We start from the raw sequence: 23,905 nt of genomic DNA, 5'->3' as shown, positions 1-23,905 counted from the left end.
TTCGTCAGAAACGGGAGGGCCAGGCGTTACTTCCGGAAGACCTGGACCACCGAGGGGCGAGGTGCCCGTGCGGCACCGGCAGCGGGGGTGGCGCCAGCCGGGACGTAGTCCGGGAAGAAGGAGTTCTGCGCGGCGAAGGAGCCGTCCTCACCAGGGTGCTGGACTGATACGAACACAGTGCGCTCTTCGTCGTGAATGATCGGGCCACAGGTCTCGGCGTCGCGCGGGACAGCAAGGAACTGCTCCACCTTGCCGCGCTCGGGACCTTCGAGGGTGACCTTGAACAGGCCGTCCGCGTAGCCAATGGTGCCGGGGGCGCCGTCCGTGGAAATCCAGAGATTGCCGACGGAGTCGAAGGCCACGTTGTCCGGGCAGGAGATGGGCGAGACCTTGTCGGCCGGGAATCCGGAGAAGTACGCGGAGGTGTTCTTGCTGGGATCGCCGGCTATCAACAGGAGGTTCCAGTTGAACTTGGTGCCCGTCTGCTCGCGTCCTTCAGTGATCTCCACAACGTGACCGTCACGGTTGAGCGTGCGGGGGTTGACCTCCGTGGCGCCTTCCTTGCCCGGCTTGCCGCGGTCCGTGTTGTTGGTGCAGGCGACATAGACCTTGCCCGTACGCGGGTTGGGCTCAACGTCTTCGCAACGGTCCATCTTGGTGGGGCCAACCTTATCGGCAGCCAAACGGGTGTAAACAAGGACCTCGGGAACGGTCATGCCCGGCACAGCGGAGGTGCCGTTGACCACCAGGGGCAGCCATTCACCGGTGCCGTCGAATGCACCGTCTGCGGGGAGCTTGCCCGTGCCGTCAATGTCCGCAGGCGAGTCCCCTGTGAACTTCGCAACATACAGGTCACCCTCGGAGAGGAGGTTCATGTTGTTCTTGCGGGCTTCCTTGGAGTCGCCGGCCTGGTACTTGCCCTTGGAAACGAACTTGTAGAGGTAATCGAAGCGCTCGTCGTCACCCATGTACGCCACTACCCGTCCGGAGGGAGAGACGATGACGTTGGCGCCCTCGTGCTTGAAGCGTCCCATGGCGGAGTGCTTCTTGGGGGTGGAGGTGGGATCGAACGGGTCTACTTCCACGATCCAGCCGAAGCGGTTGGTTTCGTTGGCGTAGCCGGAGTTGCGGGTGTCGAAGCGCGGCTCGTCAAGTTCCCACTGACGGGTGGTTGCCTTCGAGGTGATTCCGTAGCGCTTGTCTCCGTCGCTGGTGCCAGGGGCTGCGAAGTAGCCGTTGAAGTTCTCTTCTCCGGAGAGGATGGTTCCCCATGGGGTGGTTCCGCCTGCGCAGTTGCCCAGCGTGCCCTTGATCCAGCGGCCGGCGGGGTCGTCGATGGTCTTGACCAGGTTGGTGCCTGCTGCGGGTCCGGTGAGCTCGTAGACAGTGTCGGTGAGGAAGCGACGGTTCAGGGGTGCGCCCTGAACGTAGCTCCACGGCTTGTTCTTGTTCTTGCGCTCGAGTTCCACCACGGCGAGGCCATGCCCGGCACGGCCGATGGCGCGTGCCTCTGCGGGGTCGAAGCCCTCGGGCAGCATGATGTTCTCGTTGGTGTACTCGTGGTTGGTGAACAGGACGGCACGGCGATCCTTAGAGCCCGGGATAGGCAGGATGTCCGTGTAGTCGTTGTTGTAACCGAACTGGCGGGCCTGTGCTGCAGCAGTCTGCGCGTTCAGGTCGAAAGCCGGGGAGTCGGCAAAGAGGGGGTCGCCCCAGCGAATGATCGGCTTCCAGTCGAACCCCTCCGGAACAGTGAAGGCATCCACTGCTGCGTCTACCGGCTTGATGGCGGTGAACTTGAGCTTGGACTTGTCGAAGCCCTTCTTTGCAGCGTCAGAGAGTCCGTTGCCCGAGTCAGCCACGGCGGCGTCGCCACCAGTCACGGCACCACCGAGTACGACGGCGAGCGCACCTGCGGCACCGAGCCCCAGGGCGGCGCGGCGGGACATGGCCGTTGAAGCGATGTCGCGGAAGTAGCCGTTGGCGCTGGTGTTGCAGACATCGCCCGAGCAGGCGTTGTCGCACTTCAAAGCACAGGTAACGGCGCTGCGCTTGCCTTTGGTGTGGCCGAGCATGGGGAGCAGCGGAAACGTGCGTCCGGTGGTTTCAGACATGGGGGAAGACCTTCCAGAGGATGTACGGGGTTCCCGCTGAGCCTTTCAGCGGAAACCAAATCTGAGAGGTCTCTCTGGTTAAGACCCGGTGAACAAACCGTGCTGGTTTCTCGCCAATACGGTGTGCACTCGGCGGAGTCGGTCCAGCCACCAGTCCCGGCGCTCCCCCGGTGCCGCGTACTGCTCAAGCAGCCCGGGATCGGCGACTGTATCGCGTAACTGAATGGCGCCGTCGTCGGCCACCAGCGGGTCCAGTGTGATGTCCGAAGCGAACAGCGAGACGGTGCCAAGACCGCAGGCGTAGGGAAGGGATGGCAGGGCGGCCGCCAGTGCCAGCCCCGCACGGATGCCCACCGAGGTGTCCAAGGCAGAACTCACGACGGCGGGCAGCCCGGCCTGGTTCACGATGTCCAGTGCCCGTGCGACTCCCCCGAGTGGTGCGACCTTGACCACGATGAGGTCAGCGGCGCCTGCCCGGGCAACACGCAGGGGGTCCTCTTCTTTGCGTACGCTCTCGTCCGCGGCGATGAGTACTGGCGTGCCGGCGGCGGCGAGCCGACGGCGGACCTTGGCCAGGCCGTCGATGGTGGGGACGGGTTGTTCGGCATACTCGAGTTCAACCGTGGAAAGTTTGCCCAAGGCTTCCACGGCCTGGTCCGTGTCCCATCCCCCGTTGGCATCCACCCGGATTGCGGCGTCGGGAAGGGCCTCGCGCACTGCATTGACCCGGGCGACGTCGTCCGCTAATTCCTGGCCCCGCTCGGCAACTTTGATCTTGACGGCGTCCACCCTGCCGTAGCGCGCCAGCACCTCCGGTACGCGCTCTGCCGGGACAGCGGGAACGGTGGCATTGACCGGTATTCTGTCCCGCAATGGCGCGGGGAAACCTAGCCAACCAGCTTCCAAGGCGGCGGCCAGCCAGCGGGAGGATTCGTCGTCGTCGTATTCGGGAAACGGACAGAACTCACCCCAGCCGAGCGGTCCCCTTAAAAGGAGTGTCTCGCGCTCCATGATGCCGCGGAACTTCACGCGCATGGGCAGCGAGACTACGTGGGCGGAATCGAGGAGTTCTTCGAGGGAGGGAAGTGCAGGCATATTGCCACTGTACCGGCGGCCTCCCGCCCCCAATCCAGGCCAATCCGGCTATGTGGAAAACTTACTCAGTCCAGTACTTGCGCACACTTTCCAGCGCTTGGGCCAGGTCCGGTCCGGGCAGGACGAGTGAGCTTTCCGGAATCCCCAGCGCATCCCACTGAGCCACCAACGTCGTATCCCCCTCCACGGGCAGCGGCCACAGCCAGTATCGGCCCGTGAACTGGACAAACTCGGCGTTATTGCTTCCTCCGCCACCTCCAAGGGTTGTCAGCACGGGCCCGGTGAAATCGTCAGTATCTTCGAAGGCCGACGGTCCGTGGACAGCAGCCACGGCCTTTCGTCCATCTGCCATGGCGACACCCAGTTGGAGTCCCGTCCTGGTGTCCAGGCTTGATCGCGGATGGTTGTAGCTCTCCTCCACGATCTCCCGCCATTCCTGGTCCGATTCGTTGCCGCGCAGCACGGACCACACCACGTCCAACACGCAACCCGTGGAGTACACCTCCACCAGTTTCAGCACAATCACCGTGCGAGCGCTCTTGTGAACAAACCCGCCGTGCGCGATGCCGGGCAACTCGTCCGACGGCGGACCGAACCACCCGGGTCGGATCGGTTGCGGTTGACGCGGCTGGGCTGGCGGCTCGGGGAAGTCGTCGAAGAAGCTCATGTTCAATCCATACACCGCCACGCGACGTCTGTGGAGGGGCTTGTGGCAAGCGAGAGACCGCAATCGCGATATTCTCAGAATCACGACTCATTGCGGGGGAATTATGACTCAATCAATGCCAGGTTCGACGACGCCTCCCGGCTGGTACCCGGACCCTTCGGATCCGCGCAGCGTCCGGTGGTGGGATGGACACGCGTGGACGGCGCACCAGGCGCCCGCCCAGTTCCAACAGCCGGGTCAGTTCCAGGCGCCCGGTCAGTTCCAGGCGCCCGCCCAGTTCCAACAACCGGTCCAGCCGCCGCGCCCTGAGCTCAACCCACAAACTCCGGTGTACAACCCGTTCATCTGGGCGATCACTTTGATGCCGCTGGTCTCCGTCCTGCTGTTGTTCACCTGGCAGCCGGAGTTCAGGATGATCACCACCCCGGAGGGCGTTACCACCGTTGACCCCTTTGCGATGTACACCCCCGGATACTTCCTCCTGATGGGTTCAGGCTTCCTGTTCTATGGCCTCTCGGTTTTCTTCGCGTACCTGGACCGTCAGCGCCTCCTCAAGTCCGGCGTCGTCCGCCCTTTCCACTGGGCGTGGGCGTTCCTTAGCGCGCTTGTGTACGTGATCGGCCGCTCAGTGATTGTGAACAAGGTGGCGCCTAAGCGCGGGCTTTGGCCGGTTTGGGCCACCATTGCCGTGTTTGTTATCAGTATGGTCATTACCGGGATTTGGACGGCCAACTTCATGCAGTCCGTGTATTCCCAGCTGGGGTATTCGGTCCAGACGTGACAGTACCCGGGTGGTATGCAGATGCTCGGGACCCCCACAGCCTCCGATGGTGGAACGGTACCGAGTGGGTAGACAACGTGGTACCTGCAGGGGTCCCACGTCCAGCGATTCAGCGCCCGATGCTTCGCCAAGGCCAGAGCGTTATGAATCCGTACATCTGGCTTCTTGCCGTCCTGCCTTTCCTGCCGGGGCTACTCATGCTGACGTGGCATATCGAGATCCGTACCTACACCCGGAACGGCACCCTCACTCTGGACCCCGCCACGATCATCAGTACTGGCTACTTCCTGATCTGGGGTGGATTGGTCTTCACCTATTGCTCCACGGTGGTGCTGGCCCTGCTTGATACCCGACGCTTGCTAAGAACGGGCGTCGTGCGACCATTCCACTGGGCATGGTCCTTTCTGGGAGGGATCCCCTATGTCATTGGACGGTCGGTGGTAATCCACAAGGTGGCTCCACGGCGGGGTTTGTGGCCACTGGTGGTCATCCTCGCGGCATGGGGACTCTATTTCGTCGCAGGGACTATCAAGGCTTTGGATTTCATGGGGGCCGCGTTGCGTGAATTGGGTTACCCGGCTTGACCCCACAGGATCCTCACACGCGTTAGGTAGACTGCTGACAATAAAGGACGGAAGGACTTCCATGAACCGCAAGGCCACTGCACTGGACGTCGCTAAGAGGGCGGGTGTGTCCAGGAGCGCGGTCTCGCTGGTTCTGAATGGACGTGGCGACGGGAACGTGGCCAAGGAAAGTCAGGACCGGATCCGGCAGGCTGCACTAGAGTTGAACTACTCCCCCAACGCTATTGCCCTGAGCCTGCGGAACCAGCGCTCTCGTGTGATCGGCATCCTGTCCGACGAAGTAGTGGTCAGCCCCTTTGACGGCAACATCATTGGTGGCGCAGACGATGTTGCCCGTAGCCGGGGATTCGTCACTGTGGTCATGGACACGGAGCGCGATGCCGCCAGGGATGCGAGCGCCGTTGAGACCCTCCTGGACCGGCAGGTTGACGGGCTCATGTATGTGACCGTTGGCCTGAAGCCCATCGAGGTTCCTCAAGGGATGCTCCGTGTCCCGTCCGTCCTGGCCAACTGCTACGACGACCATCCCCAGCCGCAGCTGCATCACGTCATCCCGGACGAGGTCACCGGCGGCAGGCAGGCCACGGAACACCTGTTGCAGTTGGGCCATCGGGACATCGCACTGCTTGCCGGTTCGGAGGATTCGCCCGCAGCCCCGCTGCGCGTTCAGGGCTACAGGGACGCGCACACCGCGGCCGACGCCCCGATCCGTGAGGACCGAATCTTCATGGCCGGCTGGGATATCGACGCCGGCTACCGCGGCACCATGAAACTGCTCGACGGCGCGTCCCCGGCTGATCGGCCCACGGCCATCATGTGCGCGAACGACCGCCTGGCCATCGGAGTTGCCCTCGCTGCCGCGCGTCTGGGACTCAGTGTTCCCGAGGACCTGTCCATCATGGGCTACGACGACGAAACCCGGATCGCCGACACCATGATCCCCGCCCTCACCACCATGGCGTTGCCCCTGCGGGAGATCGGCCGTGCCGCCATGACCACGCTGTTGGACGCGATCGAGGGCGCGGGCGAGGGCACCCACACAGCAGGAAAGGGAACCACCGTCGAAACGATGGTTCCCTGCCGCTTAGTGGTGCGCGAGTCCACAGGACCCGCCCCCACCCGCTAACACCTCGTTGCGAGGCCCGCTCTGCACCCCTCGACACACCCATAACCTGCAAAGCCGGCCTCGCAACACGCAGCCCCCTCGTTGCGAGGCCCGCTCTACACCCCTCGACACACCTATAACCTGCAAAGCCGGCCTCGCAACGGACGCACGACGACGGCCTGCCGCTTAGGCGGGGAGCGTCAACTCCCATACGTCGGCAGTCGCGCCGGCGGGCAAGGTAAGCTGCCATTCCTCCCCCGGAGCCGGGTAGGCCCGGAGGGTCGTAGCCACGGAACCGGCGCGGTAAACCTCCACGAGGGAAGCATCGAGGAAAATCCGCAGCTCCTCCCCCGCGGCCAAGGAACCCGAGTAGACCACCTGCGCATCGGTGCCGGAACCGAGCAGCAGTTCCACGGCTCCGGATACTGAATTGGCATCACCGCGAACCAGGACCTCGGCGAACCCCGGCAACGCAACAGAACCAGCAGCACCCGTAACCACGGAAGCACCCCGGTACGCCTCAACCTCGGGCGCAGGAGAAACGGCGAGCGCCCCGTCCACCACGGACAAAACGCGGGGATGCGTCAACACACCCGACCACCCGGCGTCGTCAATTTCTTCTTGAGTGCGGCCCCGGCGACCGTCGCGACCGGGACCTTCGTTGGCCCACCCCCACAGCAACGCAGCAGGCGCAGAGCCAGGCGCAGCGTCAGCCGAACCATAAGAGAGCTGCACGATCTGCGGGGCATAGAAGTCGCGGCCAAGATCGGACTTTCCCCCGGAAGAGGGCATAAACACAGGCAGCCCGGTCGCGGGATCCGAGGTCAGGGACCCAATCAAATGCCCTACCCCGTTGGCGTGCTCGTGGTCGTCGCCGGAGAGCCATAGGGAGAACATCATGACCCATTCGCCGGAAGGTACCTGCACCAGCTGCGGGCACTCCCAGATCTCGGCGGGCGTGTGCTGAGCTGCCACGGGATCAGCAGTGGTCAGCCAAATCCCTTGGTACTGCCAGGAATCCATGTCCTCAACCGTGTACAACAGCAAGGCAGCGCGCCCGTCGGAGAGGCCCGCTCCCTGCATGGCGTATCGTGCGCCGTTGAAGCGGAAAATGAAGGGATCGCGCACAGCGGTGACCAGCGGATCAGCGGGCATCGACGCAGCAACGTGCCCGTCCTGCTTCCACGTCACAAGGTCGGAGGAACCGCGTGCAATCACCACCTGGGAATGGCCGCCATGGTCCTTGATCCCGGAGTAGGCCGCGGTGGGCACGCCATCATCGGAGGTCACCACGCCTGTCCAGCATCCAGCGGAGTCCGGCCCGCCTGCTTGAGGCGAAAGCGCTACGGAGTGCTCTTCCCAACGCACCAGGTCCGGAGAGCTCACATGCCCCCACTGGATCTGCGAGTGCCGGGCGGAGTCCGGGTTGTATTGGAAGAACACGTGATAGCGGCCGTTGATGTAGCTGATGCCGTTGGGATCGTTGATCCAGCCCTGTGCCGGACGCGGGTGGAAGCGCGGGAACGCGGGATCCGGGTGCGTCGAGGCAGCCAACAGGGAATCAAACAGTGCAAGGTCCGTCAACGGAACCCCTTTCAAAAGAGCGGAAAGTTACTTGCCCGTGCCTGCGGTGAGTCCGTCCTGCAGCGCGCGCTGGCCGAACATGAACACCACCAGCGCGGGAATCATGGAGAGGACAACGCCGGCCAGGACCACGGAGATGCTTCCGGTGCCGAGGTTGCCTTGGAGTGAGACCAGGCCCAGCGGAAGGGTGAAGTTCTGCTCGGAAATGGTCATGATGAGTGGCCTGAAGAACTCGTTCCAGTGGAAGTTGAACGCCAGGATGCCCACGATCGCCAGGCCCGGCATGGCCAGCGGTGCGTACACGGAACGGAACGTCCGCCACGGCGAGGCGCCGTCGATCGCGGCCGCTTCAGCGAGCTCGCCCGGCAACCCCATGAAGTACTGGCGCATCAGGAAGGTGCCGAACGCCGTCGGGATGGCCGGAATGATCAGCGCGAGCAGCGTGTCGGAGAGTCCGACGCCGCGGATCAGCATGAACACGGGAACGATCGTGACCTGCGCGGGCACCATCATGGTGGCCAGCACGATCGAGAACAGCGCGCCGCGTCCCCGGAACTTGAGGTGGGCGAAGGCGTACCCTGCCAGTGCTGCGGTAATCATCTGCCCTACCGCGATCAGACCCGTCACCAGCGCACTGTTCACTACCAGTGCCACGATGTTGAGCTGCTTGAACACTTGCTCATAGGAGGTCAGGTCCGGGTTCAGCGGCAGGAAGGCGGGCGGCAGCTGGAAGGATTCCGACGGCGGACGCAGCGAGGTGGACAGCGTCCACAGCACAGGGCCCAGGACGAAGACGGACGCGATCAGCAAGACGACGACGCGGACGGCCACTGACCAGTCGCGCTTCTTCCGCGTGACTACAGGCGCCGTGGTGGTGACACGTTCTTGAATGGTGGTCATGGCGGGCCTTACTGGTAGAAGACGAATCGTTTGCTGAGCCGGAACTGTGCGGCGGTGATGGCCATGATGATGAGCGTCAGGATCACGCCGATCGCCGATGCCTGACCGAACTCAAGGCGCTGGAACGCGGACTCGAAAATCACCATGACGGCTGTGCGGGTCGAGTCGCCGGGGCCACCGCGGGTGAGCACGTAGGGCTGGTCGAACACTTGCAGAGCGTTGATGATCGCCATCACCGAGGCCACCAGGGTGGTGGGGCTCAGCAGCGGCAGGGTGACGAACCAGTGCTTGCGCCAGCCCGTGGCACCGTCGATCGATGCGGCCTCGTACGTCTCCACCGGAATGGAGGCCAGCCCACCGATGAACAGCAGGAACGAGAACCCGAAGTTCTGCCACACGTACACAAGAATGACGACGGCGGCGGACCCGGTTGGCGTCGTCAGCCACGGAACCGCTGGGATGCCAACAATGGACAGCAACCAGTTCACGACGCCGAATTGCTCGTTGAAGAGGTAGCGCATGAAGATCGATACCGATGCCGCGGACAGGATCAGCGGGAAGAAGAAAGCGGAGCGGAAGAACACCCTCAGCCAAGCCGGGAGTTTCTCCTGCACCATGATCGCCAGGCCGAGTGCCAGTCCGAGTTGGAGTGCCACAGCCACAATCACAAACACGATCGTGTTGATGAACGACACCCTGACAGTGGGGTCCTGGACTACCTCGGCAAAGTTGTCGAAGCCCACGAATGTTGGTGCCGAGATGATGTCCCAGCGGAAGAATGCCAACGCGATCGAGGCGATAATCGGCAACAGGGTGAAGATGCCCATGCCCACGATGGTGGGCGCCAAGAAGGCCCAAGGCAGCCACCGTTGCTGCATCCGGCCGCGCTTGGACGGCTGCGTGTGTTTGTGGATCGGCTTCCGTCCCGGCTCGCTCCCCGTCCCCGTGGGCGTACTGGTTGCGGTGCTCATGGCTGCCTCCTCAGGGCCAGTTCAAGGTCGCGCTGCATGGAACTGAGGGCGTCCTTGAGTTGACGCTCGTCTCCACTCACAGCCAGGCTTACGTTTTTCATGAGGGCGGTTTCGACGGCGGCCTGCTGGGGTGGCGCTGGAATGGGACCTGTGGTGGGGAACCTGTCCAAGGTGTCGTAGAAGACCTTCCAGTTCCGCGGACCTGTTCCCGCGTAGAGCTGCTCGTTGACCATTGAACGACGCGCAGGCGTGGTGTTCGGTGTGGGGAACACGATTTGCATGGCTTCACGGCTGGAGCTGAACTTCACCCATTCCCAGGCGGCGTCCTTGTCTTTGGCGGTTCTCATGATCGCGTACCCTGCCGTGCCGAACTGGTGGCGCTGGGTCCGCCACTTCGGGAAGAACTGGACGTCGAAATCGCTCTCTGTCATCCCCGCCTCGTGGAGGCCTTGGACCCAATAGCCGCCTGCCGGCGTCGTACCTATCCTGTTGGACGCAAAAAGGCCGATCAGCGCGCTGCCGCCGCCTTCCTCGGGCCGCACACCCAGTCCGTCTTTGACCAGTCCGCGGAGGTAGTCGAAGGATTCGAAGACCCGGGGATCATCGGCGTTGGGTTCAAGCCACTGGTAGCCGCCGGAGCGGAGGCTGCGCGTGGGGTCGTTGGCATAGAAGCCGTCCCACAACCATTCGCCGCCCGGGGACTTGGTTTCCTTGAGGAAGCTGGTGTCGTTCGCGTAGAGCCACGGCACCACTCCGCCGAAGAGACGGTTGGTCCAGTAGTAAGGGGTGAAGTCGGCCGGCTTGGCCTTCTTCATTGCAGCGAGTGTGCTGCGGAAGTCCGTGTGCGTCCAGTTGTCGGACGGCCGCTCCAGGCCCGCCGAACGGAGTGACGCCGTGTTGTAGTACATGTTGGCCGCGTTCCAGTCGATGGGGAGCTGGAACAGGCTGCCTTTGTACATGAACGCTTCCACCAGGCTGGGGTGGACGTCCGCGAAGTACTCCTTCATATGGTCGGCGTCGCGGCGCAGGAATTCGTCCAGCGGGTGGGCCAGTTTCTCGGCGAAGAGCTGGGCACCTTCCGTAGCCACGTACACGACGTCCGGCGGGGTGCCTGCTGCCACCATGGTGAGGATCTTGGTGAAGAAGTCCTTCCAGTCCACGGCTTGGATCGCTTGGACCTTCACCTTGATTTCGGGGTGGACCTTGGCGAAGGCGTCGATGACCTTCTGGCGGGCGGCGGCGTCTGCGGCGGTGCCCATGATGGCGATGCTGAGGCTGTTGTCTCCTCGGCCTGGAATGTCGGCCCCGGTCAGGCGCGGCCACGACGCCGCGGTGACTCCAACAATTCCGGCGCCGAGGGCTGTGAGGGCACTTCTACGTGTGAATTCACGCAAAGCCCCATTGGTTCCCGACATGTAGATTTCCTTCCCTAACACGTGTTAGGAAGCCTAAACCTGCCACCTAACACGTGTCAAGCATCACAGGAATGTTGCGAGGGTCTCACTTCCGGCCGCCACGCGCCGAGCGAACTCACACGGGCCACCCAGAGAACTGTGGCAGTCTAGTCAGAATGAGTTCCCAGCAATTCCGCACCAGCGGGAGGTCGAGCAAACGGCCGCTTCAAGGACGCGACGCAGGCGCCGGCACAGGCTTTCTGTTCTGCCTCGCCACCATTGCCAGCGCCGTGGGCCTGGCGGCGACGTACTACTTCTTTGTGCGCACCACCGCTGGTCAGTTCATTGACGAGTCCGCACTGGTTGAAGCCACCGTGCTGGGCGGAACAGCCGGCAGGGCCTCCACCGAATTCCTGGACATGCTCCCCATGCTCTCGCTGGCCATCGCGGCCATCATGGTGCTCTTCGTGACAGTCGCCCGCCGCCGCTGGACCGCCGCCGGAATCGCAGTGGCAGCATGCATCGCCGCCAACGCGGCCACACAAATCCTCAAGCTCCTCATCCCGGACAGGCCCGACCGCGGCGTCCAAACCTTGGAGCTGAACTCACTCCCTTCCGGACACACCACGCTCGCCGCATCCGCTGCAGCTGCGGTATTCCTCATGGTTTCGCCCCGCTGGCGACCCTTGGCCGGCTTCCTTGGCAGCACCTTCGCCGTGGCCACGGGCGTCTCCACGCTCATCAACCAATGGCACCGTCCGGCCGACGTCGTAGCCGCTTTCCTGGTGGTTGCCGCCGTCATGCTCCCGGCGGGCTGGCTCATCCTCCGCACCGGCAACAGCTGGAATGTATGGAAGGGGTACGGCGAACACTGGGCCGCTTCCCGGTTGTGGGTGTGGCTCACCGTGGCGGCACTCGTGATCGCCGGCTTAGTGGCGGCATACTCGCTGCTGCAGGTGCCCGACCTCAGCACAGACAGCACCATCGACTACTTCTGGGCCGGCACCGCCTTCATTGTGATCGCCGGATACTTGTCAGCACTTGGCGGCACGTGGCTGTTCGGCCTGGCGGCGCGTAAGGGCTAACGCTGTCTGGTGCGGTGGCGGCGGCGGCGGCGTGCCGGCGGCGGCGCACCCGTACCCGCCCCACGCACCACACACACGACCCCGGCGCACCCTTTCGCGCCCCACGCACCACACACACGACCCCGGCGCACCCATACCCGCCCCACGCGCCAGTGGTTACGGGAGCAATCGGCGCTAAAGGGCGCGAACGTCCGAGAGCCTAGTCCTCCGGACCAACCGAGTCGAAGAACTTGGGTTCTTCCGCAGACACAGCCTGCCGCGCGCGGGCTTGCTCGTGGATGAAGTGTCGATCCTCGTCCGTGAGGTGTGTGCCACCATGCGCGTCAACACCTTCACTCTCCCCCGTTTCCCCGTTGATGATCGCGGTAACGGTCCGCGGCACAATCATGGTTCCCGGGTTGTCCATGAGCCATTGCTGAGTGTGCGGAGAAAGCTGGTCCCAGAATTCTTTGATGTGCATAACAATCAGCACTGCCCTTCATTGGTGGGGGTGGATTCATGGAATGCGCCATGTGCGCCGGAAAGAGACTCAGGATGAGGTTCTCTTCAAAGGCTACGCCCGACCATGCCTATCCTGACCCGGATGCAGCAACGTTTCTGAGAATGACGTCGACTGCCCGTTCTTCATGCGCTACAGTTATTCCAATCGATGGACAAACACTGTTGAGCCTCAGGAGATTCCATGTCATCAACGCTTAGGTCCGCTTCGCGCAGGAGCAACGCCCCTATTGTCGCCGTCCCCGCTTCCCGCGATTTGGTGGTGGATTTCATCCGCGTCGCCTGCATGTTTGCCGTGGTAGCTGTTCACCTGCTCATGATGGGGATCAGCGTGGACGAGTCCGGCATCGGCGTGGGCAATCCCTTGACGTCCCTAAGCTGGTTTGCGCAAGGAACTTGGTTCGGCCAGGTCATGCCGCTTTTCTTCATCGTGGGCGGTTTCGCCTCGCTCACGTCGTGGCGCAGCCTGCAACGCAAGGGCGGCGACGCCGGCGATTACCTCCGGAACCGGGTGCTGCGACTGGTCCGGCCCACGGTTGCGTTGTACATCTTCCTTGCAATTGCCCTGTGGAGCGCGACGGCGGCCGGTGTCCCTGCCGACTTGCTTGCCGTTATCGCCGCGGGCGCCGGAGTGCAGCTGTGGTTCCTTGCCGCGTACCTTATCTGCCAGGCCATGGTTCCCACTATGGCGAAGCTCCACGAAGCAGCGCCATACCGGACCATTGCAGCGCTGGCCGCGAGCGCCGTCGTGGTTGATGTTCTTCGCTTGGGCTTGGAGCGCAACCCGTGGGGCTTCGACTCGAACCCGATCGGGCTGCTGAACATGGTGTTCGTGTGGGGGCTGCTGCAACAGCTGGGCTTCTTCTACGCCGACGGCTTCTTTGACCGCTTCGCCAAGTGGCAGCTCGTTCTTGCCGCTGCCGGCTGTTACGCCGCGATGGTTCCGCTCACGCACGCCGGGCCGTATCCGGTGGACATGCTGACCAGCCAGAACCCGCCCATGTTCCCCCTGATCCTGGTAGGTCTGGCACACATTCTTTTGGTGAAGGCCGCCTATCCTGTGCTGCAGCGATGTGTCCGTGTCGGCTGGGTACAGAAGGTGATGTTCGTGGTGGGCAGCCGGGCGATGACCATTTATCTGTGGCACCTGCCGTTGATCATCGCCATGTTTGGGATCGCGCTGGTCCTTCGCCTGCCATTCCCGGAGCCCGCCGGCACCGAGTGGTGGCTGAGCCGGCCGCTGTTTTACGTGGCTGCCTGGGCGACGGTGCTGTTGGTCTCCACCCCGCTTGTCCGACTGGAACTGGCCAGCACTGCTCTGGCACCGGGTGCGGTCCGGCCGGCTATGTGGCGCATTGCTGCCGGAACTGTCTTGGCCATCGTCCCCCCGTTCGTGGTGATGAGGTCTGCGCTGGACGTTGCGAATGCGACCTGGGGGCTGGTGCTGCTGGTGATTGCCGTGGCACTGGTTACCGGCAAGGTTCCTGACCGGGCTTGGAAGACCCCGCGCAGTGTTTCAACGGGAGCCGTGGCTTCCTGATCCTCTTTGAAAGAAGAACGGCCGCAGAACAACCTCACGGGGTCATTCTGCGGCCGTTCTTTGTTCACAGGGGGTTACTCACCAGCAACCCGGCCGAGCACCTATGGCAAGCGGTACAGGAATGCTGCCATGGCGTCGCGGTTGATGGGCTCCATCGGCTGGTACCAGTAGTTGTTCTCCCCTAGCTGCCAGCCGGAGGAAATCCCCGCAACGCTCATCCAGACCATTTCCTTATAGAACAGCTGGCCTGAATCGAGGTCCTTGAAAGGTGGATTCATCGGTGCTTCATAGTCGGGCTTGTTGACCAACCTGTACAGGAAGGCAGCCATCGCGTCGCGTTTGATGGGGGTCAGCGGTTTGTAGTAACGCGCCCCGTTCTCAGTCCATCCGGATGAAATGCCGGTTTCTGCCAACCATGCCATCTCCTTGTAGAACTGCTGCGTGGTTGCAACGTCCTTGAATGGGGATTGCGCGGGAGGTGTGTAGTCCGGCGAGCCGGCCGCACGGTAAAGGAATGCTGCCATTGCGTCACGGTTGATGGGTGTCACCGGCCGGTATGAGACGGATTTGTCCGCCTCTACCCAACCGGTAGAGATCTTACGGTCTGCAAGCCAGGACATTTCCTTATAGAACTGCTGGGTGGTCGCCACATCCCGGAAGGGTGAAACAGCAGGCGCCGTAAATTCCGGCCCCTTTGCGCTGAAGTAGGCCTTCCACTCTGAAGTCGCCCCGTTGAGCACTGCATAACCGCTCTTCGGAACGGCTGTAATTTTGGCCTGTCCTCGAGCGGGGTGAGTTCCGGCTTGGAGCGTTTTGTCATCTACCTGGTAGTCCATGGTCTCTGACTCCGGAATAGTGTAGCGATCGTTGCCCATGTACGGAGCTTCGGTGAACACTACGGCTTCAGGCGTAACAGCCTTGTCAGCGGCAACTACAACAGGCGTTGGCTTGCTGGACATCTCCAGCAGCCGGTATGGGGTCTTGTTACCCATGACATGTAGCGAAAGCGTGCTGCCAATGTCCTCGCTCGTCAAGGTGTAGGTAGAGGCACTGGAGACGTGCTCACCAGTGGTGCCTGGCTTGTTGCGGGTCCACCGATAGGTCAAGTCCACAGGGGCCGGGCCCCACGTACCCGGGTTGGCCGTTAGGGTGCTTCCCTCGTAGGCCGAGCCCGTGATAACAGGCACGCTACCAAACAAGGTTCCGGGAGCCACTTGAACTGTCGGCTCCGAGGTTGCGGAGACGGCCGGTACGAACTTCTTGGTGGCAGTAACAGTGACCGTGATGGTGGCTTGGTGATCATCCTCTGTCAACCAGTAACCGTTTCCGGTTGCTCCGGGGATGGGTGTTCCCCACCGGTTCCACTGATAATTCCAGGTGGCTTCGTAGGTGTTACCCCAGTTGCCAGGTTCAGCAATCAACAACTTGCCAACAGCAGCCTCACCGGAAATTGTGGGAGTGCCCGCCGTGATTGGCGCAGCCTCGGCTGCCACCTTGGTGAGAGTGGCGTTGGCGTCAACCAAACCGGCGCCGCAGCCACAGCCGTTGATCGGCCGAGCCGAGGCCTTTAGCCTCTGCTCAACATCCGCGGGGGTCAAAGCAGGCAGTTTTGAATACATCATGGCTGCTACTGCCGCTACCTGAGGAGCGGCCATTGAACTGCCCTCCATAACGGAGTATCCCTCGGAACCTAGGGAATCCGTTCCGTCGTTGAGGGTGGACAAAATTCCGTCGAGGCCCGAGTTGGTCATGTCGCCGCCCGGGGCGGCGACATCGACGTTGATTCCGAAGTTGGAGTACGACGCTTTGAGGCCATTGCGTGTGCTCGCACCGACCACCAGCACGTTCTTACAGTTGGCAGGGCTGACCTTGGATGCGTCGATGCCTTCGTTACCTGCAGCCACCACCACTGAGGCGCCCTTGCTTCGTGCAAAATCTGCAGCGTTTTGGTAGATCGTGGAGCAAGGCGCCAGGCCTCCGAGGCTCAGGTTGATGACGTTCGCTGGATTCGCGTTCGCTGGGGCTCCCGTAACTGTTCCGCCCGCCGCCCAAACGATCGAATCTGCGATGTCGGAAGCGTATCCGCCACAGATGCCCAGCGCACGCACCGGAACGACCTTTGCCTTGGGAGCAACGCCTGCCACGCCCTTGCTGTTTCCTGCAACAGCAGCCACAAGACCGGCCACATGTGTCCCGTGCCACGAAGATGAATAACCGGGCCATCCGGGCTCGCACTCCCCGTAGTAGGTGGCGTCGCCCTCATCTGCCGGATTCGAATCGCGTCCGTTGGAGTCACCTGCAACGAGGGGATCATGAATCATGTCAAAGCCAGGCAGAATGTTGGCGTTCAAGTCGGTGTGGTCAGTAATGCCGGTATCGATGACCGCAACCACGCTCCCGGCTCCCTGGCTCACGTCCCATGCCCCCAGGACACGCATCCCGCCACTGTCGGTGCTACTGTGTGCCCACTGATATGAGTACAAAGGATCGTTGGGCGCGGAAGCGAATGGCCTCATGATGACATCTGGCTCGGCATACTCAACGCTGGGGTCTGCGGCCAAGGCGGAAACCAGTTCACCGGCTTCTTCGCCACCGAGCTTCTTGTCCGTCTTCACCACTTCTTCACCCGTGGCTAGCGTACGGACAGCTTCAATAGGGACGCCAAGGGTCCCAGCGGCCCGATTCAAGGACGACTTCCGGTCCAGTGATTGGATACTTGCCCGGTCCTTGAACTTCACAATGAATTGGTCCGTAGGGAGGACCGAGGACTCGGTGGACATTGTCCGTGGTGCCGCGCTGGGCACAGGCACCGGAGTCTCATTCGCTACAGCAGGAAGGGCCGGGAGGGCAGCTCCTACCATTGCGATAATGCCGGCAAAAATTACTTGAGAGCGCACACTGGCTCTCCGTCGGATCTGCATAAACAGCGCCCTCTGCTCAAACGCCCCCAAGAGCGCGGAAAAATGGCCGCGATACTGCGGCCAGCATGAGTTTAGCCAAAGTTTGGACTTTCCTGCGAATTCCCTGTGAATCTATCTCAGCAGTTAGGTCAACACGAAGGGTAAAAGCTAATAGTTACGCCGGTGCTTCAGCCGCGGAATTGCGACGGCGAACACCACAGCCGCTGCGAACCCCAGTACGCCTGTGGCCCAGACGCCCGCTGACAACGAGATTGCAGCCGTCAACCCGGACAGCAGCACGGGCCCTCCGGTGGCGCCGGAATCGGCAATGAAGCGCCATATCCCAAGGAAGTGACTCCGGCCGTTGTCCGGTGAGAAGTCAGCTCCGAGCGTCATGATGAGCCCCGAACTGATGCCGTTGCCGAACCCGATCAGCAGGGCGACCAAGAGCAATGGTACGAATCCGGCGGTGAAGGGGATCAGAATCAATGCCGTCCCCATGATGAGCGTGGAGGGAATGGCCACCCATTGCCGGCCCTTCCTGTCCATCAGCTTCCCGGCAGGATAGAACACCAGCATGTCGATTGCCCCGGACAAGCCGAAGAGCAAGGACGCATGGGTGGCATCGAGCCCCAGATGGTCCGCCCACAGCGGGATGACCACTTGTCGTGATGCACGCAGAGCACTGAGAAGCAGGATCCCGAATCCCACAGAAAGGAACACCCCGGCGTGCGAAACCGCGACGCTCCGCAACGTCGACGCCGGAGGGCGAGGGCCGCCGTCGGACGTTCCCGGGGCTACCAGGTCCGGGATGGTGAGAGACAAAGCAGCCGCCGCCATCATGCCCGCGAAGCCCACCCAGTAAGCACCACTGATTCCGGCGAACTGCATGACGCCGGCGCCCACGAATGGCCCGATGAAGATGCCGATCCTGGTCACGCCACCCAGTGTTGAAAGAGCTCGCGCGCGGAACATGACCGGGACGGCCTCGGTAAGGAACTTTTGACGGGCTAGGTTGAAGACGCTGGCCGACATGCCCACCAAGGTCATGGACGCAGCCAGCAGCCAGAGTCCGTGGTCGACCTGCGGCGCGAACGCGGCTGCGCCGAGGGCAACCGCGCCCAAAGCTCCGGCTCCAACGATCGACCATCGTTCGCCGAACTTCTCCGTGATGATCGACGCCGGGATGTTGAAGATCCAGGAGCCCAGCCCGATCAGTGTCACGATCAACGCTGAAACCGCCACCGAAGCGCCAAGCTCGCGCGCCGAGAGCGCAATAACCGGCAGGACCGCCCCTTCGCCGATACAGAACAGCAGCGCGGGTCCGAAGGCCGGAAGGGCGACGCTGCGAAGGGTGAAGTTTTTGTCTGCTTGGGTGGTGGTCATCCCTTTCATCCTATGACCGTCGCGACTGGTGGTCGGGTCGGATGACGTTTCGCGTTCCCGTTTGTGGTCGGGCGCGCGCCCTGTGCCGCCGGGCGCACCCTTTCGTGGTCGGGCGCGCGCCCTGTGCCGCCAACCGCACCAGAGGTAACAGGGGCGGTCAGCGCTAACGGGTGCGCCGGTTCGTGGGTTAGTGGGTTACTAGGACGGGTGGCTGGGACGGGCTGAGTGGTAACTGGTGAGCGCTTGGAACGAGCTGGCTCGCACCACTTCGCGCCGTGCGCACACTTCGCCGCCGGGCGCACCCTTTCGTGGTCCGACCCGCACCCACTTCCGCCAACCGCACCAGAGGTAACAGGGGCGATCGGCGCTAACGGGTGCGCCGGTTCGTGGGTTAGTGGGTTACTGGGACGCGTGGCTAGTACCGGCTGCGTGGGTAACTGGTGAGCGCTTGGAACGAGCTGGCTCGCACCACTTCGCGCCATGCGCACACTTCGCCGCCGGGCGCACCCTTTCGTGGTCAGACCCGCACCCTTTGCCGCCAACCGCACCAGAGGTAACAGGGGCGATCGGCGCTAACGGGTGCGCCGACGAACGTGGTGGTTCGTGGGTTACTGGGACGGGTGGCTGGTACTGGCTGCGTGGGTAACTGGTGAGCGCTTGGAACGAGCTGGCTCGCACCACTTTGCGCCATGCGCACACTTCGCCGCCGGGCGCACCCTTTCGTGGTCAGACCCGCACCCTTTGCCGCCAACCGCACCAGAGGTAACAGGGGCGATCAGCGCTAACGGGTGCGCCGGTTCGTGGGTTAGTGGGTTACTGGGACGGGCTGCGTGGGACGGGCTGCGTGGGACGGGCTGAGTGGTAACTGGTGAGCTTTTGGAACGAGCTGGCTCGCAGTTGTTGCGGCTCCGGGGAACCGGAGCCGCAACAACTACATGCGAAGTGAGATTGCTTCCCGGGCTTAGCGGCGGTTAGCTACTGCCTTGCGGCGACCGACTGCTGCGAGCACCAACCCCATCAGGAGCATGGCGCCTGCCCAGAGAACCCACTGACCGTTGAGTCCAGTGTTGGCCAAGGTGTTGGCACTTCCGACGGCGGTGGAGGCTGCCGCGGTCAACGCACCCTGCGTGGCACTCGGGACCACTACGCTGCTGGCTTGGGTGCCAACCGAGGCATACGTGGTGTTTGTGGTGCCTGCGACGGGAGTGTTGATGCCAGTTTCTCCACCAGCGTCAAGGCCACCACCTGCAGGCGGGTTCACGACGGGAGGGTTCACAACCGGCGGGTTCACAACCGGCGGGTTCACGACGGGAGGGTTCACAACCGGCGGGTTCACAACCGGCGGGTTCACAACCGGCGGGTTCACAACCGGCGGGTTTACGACGGGAGGGTTCACAACCGGCGGGTTCACAGTGCCGGTAGAGCCACCACCGATTCCCACGGAGGTGGAACCAACGGTAACAGGGGCCGTGATCGGGATGATCACCTGAGTGCCGGAAAGAAGTCCGTCGTTCCCGGAAGTGGTGCTGCCTGGCGTCGTACCCGTCGGGGCAGTTCCGCCCGTGGTGCCAGTGTCCGCGGCGGACGAGTCACCCAGCAGACCAGCCGAGGTCGAACCAAGGTTTACCGGAGCGGTGATCGGAGCAACAACCTGGGTTCCCGAACCAATGCCGTCAGAACCGGAGGTGGAAGCACCCGACGTAGCCGGAGCCGAAGTACCAGTCGAACCAGCACCAGTGTTCGCGGCCGACGAGTCACCCAGCAGACCAGCGGAGGTCGAACCAAGGTTTACCGGAGCCGTGATCGGAGCAACAACCTGGGTTCCCGAACCAATGCCGTCAGAACCGGAGGTGGAAGCACCCGACGTAGCCGGAGCCGAAGTACCAGTCGAACCAGCACCAGTGTTCGTGGCCGACGAGTCACCCAGCAGACCAGCCGAGGTCGAACCAAGGTTTACCGGAGCAGTGATCGGAGCAACAACCTGAGTCCCCGAACCAACACCATCCGAACCGGAAGTCGAAGCACCCGAGGAAGCCGGAGCCGAAGTACCAGTCGAACCAGCACCAGTGTTCGTGGCCGACGAGTCACCCAACAGACCAGCCGAGGTCGAACCAAGGTTTACCGGAGCGGTGATCGGAGCAACAACCTGCGTCCCCGAACCAACACCATCCGAACCGGAAGTGGAAGCACCCGAAGCACCCGACGCCGCCGGAGCAGTACCACCGGATGAAGAACCCGAGCCGGAGGTGGCCGACGAGTCACCCAACACACCAGCGGAAGTCGAACCAAGGTTCACCGGAGCAGTGATCGGAGCAACAACCTGAGTCCCCGAACCAACACCATCCGAACCGGAAGTCGAAGCACCCGAAGCACCCGAAGTCGCCGGAGCAGTACCACCGGATGAAGAACCCGAGCCGGAGGTGGCCGACGAGTCACCACCGACACCCGCGGCAGTGGCTCCGATGTTAACAGGGACCGAAATCGGAGCCACTACCTGAGCGCCGGACGCAATACTCTCTCCCCCCGACGTCGTTGCCTGCACCGGAGCTTGGGCCGGAGCCGGAGCCTGTGCCGGGGCAGGAGCTGATGTAGCAGTTGAGTCGCCAAGTACACCGGCGGATGTCGCTCCCACCGTGATGGGGATCGTCACCGGCGCAACAACTTGGGTTCCCGAGGCGATACCGTCGGAACCGCTGGTGCTTGCTGTCGGAGCGGCCGCTGCGGGAGCAGCAGGTGCCGGAGCGGCAGGTGTGGCTGAGCTCGCCGCAGTGGAGCCCCCCAGCAGACCCACTGACGACGAGCCCAGGTTTACGGGCACCGTTACCGGAGCAACTAGCTGCGTTCCGGTGCCGATGCTGTTGGAACCGTTGGTGCTGGCAGCCGGTGCTGCAGCGGAGCCGGAACTTCCAGCAGTTCCCGGCGCGGACGTCGTAGCTGCTGAATCCCCCAACAGTCCAAGTGATGTTCCGCCGAGGCTGATCGGCGTTGTTACTGGCGCTACCACCTGCGTGCCGGAAAGGAGTCCATCCTTGCCGCTGGTGTCCGCGGCGTTCGCCGCAGTCGCGCTGAGGACGATCATGCCCCCGGCAAAGCATGTGCCTATGAGGCACTTGCGTATGGTCGTGTTCATTGTGGTTCTCTCCTGAATGCCTTGTTCCCAAGGACGTCCGAGTGACGGATCGCCCGAATGACCGTTTGCCGCAAAGAGCTGTGCGGCCGGCTGGGGAATTAGTCAGGAGAGGAGCCGGGGTCGAAGCACACCGGCTTGGGATGTTGTGCATTGTCGGCCGATGCCAGGCCGGGAAGAGCGTCTACGGGAATGATCAGGGCACCCTGCAGGAATGCTGCTGCGGGGCTGGGCGGACCGTTTTGGGAGTTCCCGGAGCCAGCCCCCGTGAGGCTGCCCGGTACTACTGCACGGTCGGAAGGAAGCTTCGCGGGTGCCGCGGGATCGGCGGTTGAGGAGGCGCCGCCGAGCACCGCAGTTATCCCTGTCGGACCGAAATTTCGGGTGGGCGTCAGCAACGCTGAAGCATCAGCGGCAATCCCTTGCGGGGACGTGCGGAGGTCCAGTTTGCTGGGCTCGGGAACCGTTGCGCCCGTGGAATGTACGACGCCGGTAGTCGCCACTGCGCCGGCGTCCGGCGTCGCGGGGACAACAGTTGCATCAGTGCCGGGCACACTTGGGATCTCGGCCACAGCTGCTGTAACCGGCGGAACTACCACCGGAGGTGCAACCACTGGCGGGACAGTAACCGGCGGGAGCGTAACAGGCGGGACTATGGCTTCGACGGGCGTCAGCACGGTGTCCACCACGCCGACAATCGGGTCCACAATCGGTGTTACGACGTCCGTGACGGGTTCCAGCCGAGCGGGTTCCAGAACTTGATTGACCGGCTGAACAACAACGTTGACGGCGTCATCTACGGTGCCAGTGGCCGGAACCACAACCGTGTTCACCAGGGTTCCCGCAGTGCCAGAAGGCACCACTTGGTTTACCACTGGCACGGCTGAAACCACGTGATCTACAGTGCCGCCTGCGTGCTCCACAATGGGCGTCACGGCAGGCACGTGGACGTTGATCTGGTTGGTGGGTATTAATCCTTTGACAACGGCCGGCAGGGGTACATTCGGCACCGGAATGCTGACTGAACTTGAGGACGTGACACTGCCCAGAAGGGGTTTGTCAGTGGTTCCGGTGTCTGCACTTGCCGCTGTTGCGGAAAGAGCCATCCAGATTGCGGTACCGGCTCCCGCGACCATGACAGAGCGGAGAATGCTGGTAGCACGCGGAAAAACGCGTGAACCCCTCATCTCGACACCCCCAGGTAGTCGCGAACCAATGGTCGCCTTCATCCTAGGACGGGACTAAGCCGTTAGTCCATGGTTAGGAGTAAAGAAGATGACAAATTTGTAAGGAACCTTGTTTATGAGGGATAGAAACCGGTCTTTTCCGGCCCGAAGTCCGGGGTAGCCAGCGAAGTGCGGCCTTGGGCATTGGTTTCCTGAAGCCTTTTGATAAACCAGCGGGATTGTTCCGGTCCGTACGGAAGCACAGGAATTGCTTTAGTAGCGTCGGATGGCATGTCCCGAATGGACTGCGTTGCCTGCCGCACCGCGGTGCTCATGGTGTCGGCCATTGTTTTCACGAACTCATCGCTGGCCGGTTTGCCGTGGCCGGGGACCAGGAATTCGTAGCGGTGACGCAGGGCCGAGATGTGCCGGAGCGCATCCGCCCATTCCTCCGGATACGAGTCCTCGAACGACGGATGCGCGCCCTGCTCCACCAGGTCGCCCACAAACAGCGTGGAACTCGTGCCAACAAGCAGGTCGCCGTCGGTGTGCGCGCGGCCGAGGTAGAAGAGGGTGGCGGTAACTCCGCCGAGGTCCACCAGGACAGGCTGGTCGTGGACCAGCGCGTTAGGGACAACGATGTCGACGGCGTCGCCCTCCCCCGCTGCCATCTCAGGTTCGTTGGTGGCCACGAAGCGTCGCTGGTTGTCGGCGTCGCGTTCTATAGCCGCCGCACAGTTGGCGTGCGCCCAAAACTCTGTGACGCCGTCGTCGGCGAATACTGCGTTACCGAAGAAGTGGTCGTAGTGCGCGTGGGTGTTCACCACTACCAGCGGAAGCTGGGTCTTTTCGCGAACTGCAGCGAGGATCTCCCGGCCCTGGCGCGGGCCGCAGCCGGTGTCGATGACCATGGCGAGTTCAGAGCCCACCACAAGCCCGGTGTTGAGTAACGATCCCTCGGTTTCCAAGACGTAGTTGTCCGGTCCGAGTTCTAGCCAAGCTGACAAT

At 62.8% G+C, this 23,905-nt stretch carries 18 protein-coding genes and 1 pseudogene; 6 read left to right on the top strand and 13 right to left on the bottom strand.

Features of this window, described 5'->3' with window-relative positions; translation table 11 throughout:
- Nucleotides 1-26: 26 nt before the first annotated feature.
- From J3A64_RS01165 to J3A64_RS01155, 3 genes are all read right to left on the bottom strand, one after another.
- Nucleotides 27-2,114 carry a PhoX family phosphatase gene (locus tag J3A64_RS01165; protein ID WP_210063475.1) on the bottom strand — a complete coding sequence of 696 codons (2,088 nt, stop codon included), beginning with the start codon at nucleotides 2,112-2,114 and terminating at the stop codon, nucleotides 27-29.
- A 78-nt stretch (nucleotides 2,115-2,192) separates the two neighbouring features.
- Complete coding sequence (locus tag J3A64_RS01160; RefSeq protein WP_014922496.1) at nucleotides 2,193-3,209, bottom strand: o-succinylbenzoate synthase; 1,017 nt, start codon at nucleotides 3,207-3,209, stop codon at nucleotides 2,193-2,195.
- Nucleotides 3,210-3,270: 61 nt separating this feature from the next.
- Complete coding sequence (locus tag J3A64_RS01155; RefSeq protein ID WP_286139775.1) at nucleotides 3,271-3,876, bottom strand: hypothetical protein; 606 nt, start codon at nucleotides 3,874-3,876, stop codon at nucleotides 3,271-3,273.
- 103 nt (nucleotides 3,877-3,979) lie between these two features.
- Here J3A64_RS01155 and J3A64_RS01150 point away from each other — a divergent pair, with 103 nt between their 5' ends.
- The 4 genes and pseudogenes from J3A64_RS01150 to J3A64_RS01140 all read left to right on the top strand — a co-directional run bounded on the left by J3A64_RS01150 (nucleotide 3,980) and on the right by J3A64_RS01140 (nucleotide 6,367).
- On the top strand, nucleotides 3,980-4,657 hold the full coding sequence (locus J3A64_RS01150) for a DUF2510 domain-containing protein (protein WP_210063474.1): 678 nt from the start codon (nucleotides 3,980-3,982) through the stop codon (nucleotides 4,655-4,657).
- Nucleotides 4,654-4,749 (top strand): annotated as a pseudogene (locus J3A64_RS23925) (DUF2510 domain-containing protein); the annotation flags it as partial. The gene J3A64_RS01150 and the pseudogene J3A64_RS23925, both read left to right, overlap by 4 nt.
- A 51-nt stretch (nucleotides 4,750-4,800) precedes the next feature.
- Nucleotides 4,801-5,241, top strand: a complete 441-nt coding sequence (locus J3A64_RS01145) for a DUF2510 domain-containing protein (RefSeq protein ID WP_286176471.1) — start codon at nucleotides 4,801-4,803, stop codon at nucleotides 5,239-5,241.
- Nucleotides 5,242-5,302: 61 nt separating this feature from the next.
- Nucleotides 5,303-6,367 carry a LacI family DNA-binding transcriptional regulator gene (locus J3A64_RS01140; protein ID WP_014922500.1) on the top strand — a complete coding sequence of 355 codons (1,065 nt, stop codon included), beginning with the start codon at nucleotides 5,303-5,305 and terminating at the stop codon, nucleotides 6,365-6,367.
- A 165-nt stretch (nucleotides 6,368-6,532) separates the two neighbouring features.
- On the opposite strand, the gene J3A64_RS01135 is transcribed toward J3A64_RS01140, so the two are convergent.
- Genes J3A64_RS01135 through J3A64_RS01120 form a run of 4 tightly spaced genes read right to left on the bottom strand, consistent with a single transcriptional unit; the run spans nucleotide 6,533 to nucleotide 11,216 of the window.
- Nucleotides 6,533-7,930, bottom strand: a complete 1,398-nt coding sequence (locus J3A64_RS01135) for a glycoside hydrolase family 32 protein (RefSeq protein WP_210063472.1) — start codon at nucleotides 7,928-7,930, stop codon at nucleotides 6,533-6,535.
- Between the two features lie 27 nt (nucleotides 7,931-7,957).
- Nucleotides 7,958-8,830 (bottom strand): carbohydrate ABC transporter permease, encoded by an 873-nt coding sequence (locus J3A64_RS01130; protein ID WP_011775751.1) that lies wholly within the window; start codon nucleotides 8,828-8,830, stop codon nucleotides 7,958-7,960.
- An 8-nt stretch (nucleotides 8,831-8,838) separates the two neighbouring features.
- Nucleotides 8,839-9,801 carry a carbohydrate ABC transporter permease gene (locus J3A64_RS01125; protein ID WP_011775752.1) on the bottom strand — a complete coding sequence of 321 codons (963 nt, stop codon included), beginning with the start codon at nucleotides 9,799-9,801 and terminating at the stop codon, nucleotides 8,839-8,841.
- On the bottom strand, nucleotides 9,798-11,216 hold the full coding sequence (locus J3A64_RS01120; protein ID WP_011775753.1) for an extracellular solute-binding protein: 1,419 nt from the start codon (nucleotides 11,214-11,216) through the stop codon (nucleotides 9,798-9,800). Before J3A64_RS01120 ends, J3A64_RS01125 begins: the two co-directional genes overlap by 4 nt.
- 53 nt (nucleotides 11,217-11,269) lie before the next feature.
- Here J3A64_RS01120 and J3A64_RS01115 point away from each other — a divergent pair, with 53 nt between their 5' ends.
- A complete protein-coding gene (locus tag J3A64_RS01115; RefSeq protein ID WP_011775754.1) occupies nucleotides 11,270-12,280 on the top strand; it encodes a phosphatase PAP2 family protein in 1,011 nt (336 codons plus the stop codon).
- 199 nt (nucleotides 12,281-12,479) lie between these two features.
- On the opposite strand, the gene J3A64_RS01110 is transcribed toward J3A64_RS01115, so the two are convergent.
- Entirely contained in the window at nucleotides 12,480-12,752 is a 273-nt protein-coding gene (locus tag J3A64_RS01110; RefSeq protein ID WP_051025004.1) for a hypothetical protein, read from the bottom strand.
- Between the two features lie 210 nt (nucleotides 12,753-12,962).
- Between J3A64_RS01110 and J3A64_RS01105 the strand changes: the two genes are divergently transcribed.
- Nucleotides 12,963-14,318, top strand: a complete 1,356-nt coding sequence (locus J3A64_RS01105) for an acyltransferase (RefSeq protein WP_014922505.1) — start codon at nucleotides 12,963-12,965, stop codon at nucleotides 14,316-14,318.
- A 101-nt stretch (nucleotides 14,319-14,419) separates the two neighbouring features.
- On the opposite strand, the gene J3A64_RS01100 is transcribed toward J3A64_RS01105, so the two are convergent.
- The 5 genes from J3A64_RS01100 to J3A64_RS01080 form a co-directional block, all read right to left on the bottom strand.
- Nucleotides 14,420-17,239, bottom strand: a complete 2,820-nt coding sequence (locus tag J3A64_RS01100; protein ID WP_014922506.1) for a S8 family peptidase — start codon at nucleotides 17,237-17,239, stop codon at nucleotides 14,420-14,422.
- A gap of 147 nt (nucleotides 17,240-17,386) precedes the next feature.
- Nucleotides 17,387-18,604 (bottom strand): MFS transporter, encoded by a 1,218-nt coding sequence (locus J3A64_RS01095; protein WP_014922507.1) that lies wholly within the window; start codon nucleotides 18,602-18,604, stop codon nucleotides 17,387-17,389.
- Between the two features lie 961 nt (nucleotides 18,605-19,565).
- Nucleotides 19,566-21,734, bottom strand: coding sequence for a cell wall anchor protein (locus J3A64_RS01090; protein WP_210063471.1), 2,169 nt, complete (start codon nucleotides 21,732-21,734; stop codon nucleotides 19,566-19,568).
- 98 nt (nucleotides 21,735-21,832) lie between these two features.
- A complete protein-coding gene (locus J3A64_RS01085) occupies nucleotides 21,833-22,837 on the bottom strand; it encodes a hypothetical protein (RefSeq protein ID WP_162486171.1) in 1,005 nt (334 codons plus the stop codon).
- A gap of 194 nt (nucleotides 22,838-23,031) precedes the next feature.
- Complete coding sequence (locus tag J3A64_RS01080; protein ID WP_238324357.1) at nucleotides 23,032-23,904, bottom strand: MBL fold metallo-hydrolase; 873 nt, start codon at nucleotides 23,902-23,904, stop codon at nucleotides 23,032-23,034.
- Between the last annotated feature and the right edge of the window lies 1 nt (nucleotide 23,905).

Source organism: Pseudarthrobacter sp. PvP004 (assembly GCF_017876035.1).
Taxonomy (GTDB): Bacteria; Actinomycetota; Actinomycetes; order Actinomycetales; family Micrococcaceae; genus Arthrobacter; species Arthrobacter aurescens_A.
This window is presented reverse-complemented; position numbering and strand designations above follow the sequence as displayed.